Here is a 773-nt window from a genome sequence, read left to right as displayed (position 1 = left end):
ATGTTCGACGTCGTGGAGGCTCTGTCGTGACCGATACGAGCCAGTCTTCCGCCGATAGGTGTGCAGCGCGACCAGCCTGGGCCCATCTGCTCTGGATCGTGTTGCCGCTCGCCGTGCTCGGGCTGGCCATCGCATGGCTGGTCTCTTCGGATCCGCTGTCGAGCTTCCGCAACGGCGCGCCGCCGGTCGAGAACATCACCTTCGAGCGGACGATCCTTGGAAACGACGGCATTCGCATCCTCGTCCGCGCCGGCGGATCGGAACCGATGACCATCGCTCAGGTCCAGGTCGACGATGCCTATTGGCAGTTCACGCAGGATCCGCCGGGCCCCATCGCGCGCGGCTCGACGGCATGGATCGCCCTGCCATATCCCTGGGTGCTGGGGGAGGCGCATGCGGTCAACGTCGTGACCAGCACCGGCACCACATTCACCCATGAGATCGCTGTGGCCGTCCCGACCCCAACGCGCGATTCGCTCAGCCTGGTCGCGCAGGCGGTGCTCGGCGCTTTTGTCGGCATCCTGCCCGTGGCGATCGGCTTGATGTTCTACCCCGCGCTGCGCGGCGTCGGACGCAGCGGCATGGACTTCCTCCTGTCGCTGACCGTCGGCCTGCTCGCGTTCCTGTTTGTCGATGCGCTGGAGGACGCCTTTGAGCTGGCCGGTGAAGCCGCTGCCCTGTTCCAGGGACCGACCATGATCGTGCTTGCCGCCGCCGCCAGCTTCCTGCTGCTGATGGCGGCGGCAAGCACGATCATGGTCGGTCCCTGGAAC

1 pseudogene is annotated in these 773 nt (G+C 66.4%); it reads left to right on the top strand.

The annotated features are described in order from the left end of the window. Positions 1-26: 26 nt before the first annotated feature. Positions 27-773 (top strand): annotated as a pseudogene (locus EN780_RS35945) (metal transporter); the annotation flags it as partial.

The organism is Mesorhizobium sp. M4B.F.Ca.ET.089.01.1.1, from assembly GCF_004022605.1.
Lineage (GTDB): Bacteria > Pseudomonadota > Alphaproteobacteria > Rhizobiales > Rhizobiaceae > Mesorhizobium > Mesorhizobium abyssinicae.
Note: the sequence above shows the minus strand (reverse complement) of the source record. Positions and strands in the feature narration are given on the sequence as shown.